A 2,500-nucleotide genomic window follows, 5' to 3' on the forward strand; every position below is an offset into this window, starting at 1 on the left:
AACTCAAAGGAATTGACGGGGGCCCGCACAAGCGGTGGAGCATGTGGTTTAATTCGAAGCAACGCGCAGAACCTTACCAGCCCTTGACATCCCGATTTGGGGGAGTGGAGACACACCCTTTCAGTTCGGCTGGATCGGAGACAGGTGCTGCATGGCTGTCGTCAGCTCGTGTCGTGAGATGTTGGGTTAAGTCCCGCAACGAGCGCAACCCCTACTCTTAGTTGCCATCAGTTCGGCTGGGCACTCTAGGAGGACCGCCGGTGATAAGCCGGAGGAAGGTGGGGATGACGTCAAGTCCTCATGGCCCTTATGGGCTGGGCTACACACGTGCTACAATGGCAGTGACAGAGGGACGCGACCCCGCGAGGGTGAGCAAATCTCCAAAAGCTGTCTCAGTTCGGATTGTACTCTGCAACTCGAGTGCATGAAGGTGGAATCGCTAGTAATCGTGGATCAGCATGCCACGGTGAATACGTTCCCGGGCCTTGTACACACCGCCCGTCACACCATGGGAGTTGGTTCTACCCGAAGGCGGTGAGCTGACCTTTTAGGAGGCAGCCGACCACGGTAGGGTCAGCGACTGGGGTGAAGTCGTAACAAGGTAGCCGTAGGGGAACCTGCGGCTGGATCACCTCCTTTCTAAGGATGGCGTTTTATTGGTCTTTGGCTTTTAAAACACCAGCTTAGCATTAAGCTGCGCCACCGTCCGCATGTCCCTTCTCTCGAGATTATAAACGAAGACGCCTCTTTGATTTGAGGTGTTTGCGGTATTTTGGCTCTGATTGCATTGGCATATGGGTCAGGATGTCGGCCAGCGGGCCGGTAGCTCAGCCCGGTTAGAGCGCACGCCTGATAAGCGTGAGGTCGGTGGTTCGAGTCCACCTCGGCCCACCAAAGCCACAGGCTTTGTTATTTGTTGGCCTCATGCAGCCCGATTGTGATGCGCGGCGGTAGTGAATGCGACCGTCGGTGTTTGAGGCTGATGACTTCCGAACGGAGTGAGGCAAGGCCAACCGGCCGCCCGAGCTTATGCGAGGAAAGCCTGAGGTCGCAGATGCGACCGCCGGCGTTTGAGGCTGATGAATAAAGGGGCTGTAGCTCAGCTGGGAGAGCACCTGCTTTGCAAGCAGGGGGTCGTCGGTTCGAACCCGTCCAGCTCCACCATCCCCTACGGGACGGCATGTGTTGGATGAGTACTCCGACGCTTGTGCGAGAACAGCCCCGCGGTGCTCGATGCCAGACAGACATCGTCTTCGTTTTTTATAATCTCGACTGGGAATATGAATTCCGGCCATTGGCTGGATGTGTTCTTTGACAATGTAAAGATGTGACATGCACGTAAGAAAAGCATGGGTCTCTGTCATGTATGGTGACGGATCGGTCTGACCGGTTCTGTTCACTGAACATGATGGTGGTTCTGCTAAGCGCGATAAGAGCATTTGGTGGATGCCTTGGCATGTGGAGGCGATGAAGGACGTGGCACGCTGCGATAAGCCATGGGGAGGGGTGAGCACCCTTTGATCCATGGATTTCCGAATGGGGCAACCCACCGCTTTGGCGGTATCCCAGTCTGAATACATAGGGCTGGGAGGCGAACCCGGAGAACTGAAACATCTCAGTACCCGGAGGAAAGGACATCAACCGAGACTCCCTGAGTAGTGGCGAGCGAAAGGGGACCAGGCCAGTGGCGCATGAGAGGAAACTGGAACAGTCTGGAAAGGCTGGCCGTAGTGGGTGATAGCCCCGTACAGGTTCAACGATCATGCGTCCTTGAGTAGGGCGGGACACGAGAAATCCCGTCTGAACATGGGGGGACCACCCTCCAAGCCTAAGTACTCCCACATGACCGATAGTGAACAAGTACCGTGAGGGAAAGGTGAAAAGCACCCCGATAAGGGGAGTGAAACAGACCCTGAAACCGAATGCTTACAATCAGTAGGAGCCTCCTTGAGGGGTGACTACGTACCTTTTGTATAATGGGTCAGCGACTTAGTGTATCGAGCAAGCTTAAGCCGTTAGGTGTAGGCGCAGCGAAAGCGAGTCTGAATAGGGCGATTGAGTTCGATGCATTAGACCCGAAACCCGGTGATCTAGCCATGGCCAGGTTGAAGGTGGGGTAACACCCACTGGAGGACCGAACCCACGTCTGTTGAAAAAGACGGGGATGAGCTGTGGTTAGGGGTGAAAGGCCAATCAAACCGGGAGATAGCTGGTTCTCCGCGAAAACTATTTAGGTAGTGCGTCGGATGATGACCATCGGGGGTAGAGCACTGGATGGATGCGGGGGGCGCGAGCCTTACCAATTCTAACCAAACTCCGAATACCGATGAGTTTAGTCCGGCAGACAGACGGCGGGTGCTAAGGTCCGTCGTCGAGAGGGAAACAGCCCTGACCGCCAGCTAAGGTCCCTAAATCATGTCTAAGTGGGAAAGGATGTGAGAACCCCAAAACAACCAGGAGGTTGGCTTAGAAGCAGCCATCCTTTAAAGAAAGCGTAACA

General features: G+C 55.0%; 2 tRNA genes and 2 rRNA genes (1 of these 4 cut by a window edge). All 4 read left to right on the forward strand.

Features of this window, described 5'->3' with window-relative positions:
* A 16S ribosomal RNA gene (locus tag IEX96_RS13910) occupies positions 1-639 on the forward strand; the annotation flags it as partial.
* Positions 640-816: 177 nt separating this feature from the next.
* Positions 817-894, forward strand: a tRNA-Ile gene (locus IEX96_RS13915).
* Between the two features lie 194 nt (positions 895-1,088).
* A tRNA-Ala gene (locus IEX96_RS13920) sits at positions 1,089-1,164 on the forward strand.
* A 254-nt stretch (positions 1,165-1,418) separates the two neighbouring features.
* Positions 1,419-2,500 (forward strand): 23S ribosomal RNA (locus IEX96_RS13925); it runs 1,665 nt beyond the window's last position.

This window comes from Iodidimonas muriae (genome assembly GCF_014647255.1).
Classification (GTDB): domain Bacteria; phylum Pseudomonadota; class Alphaproteobacteria; order Sphingomonadales; family Rhodothalassiaceae; genus Iodidimonas; species Iodidimonas muriae.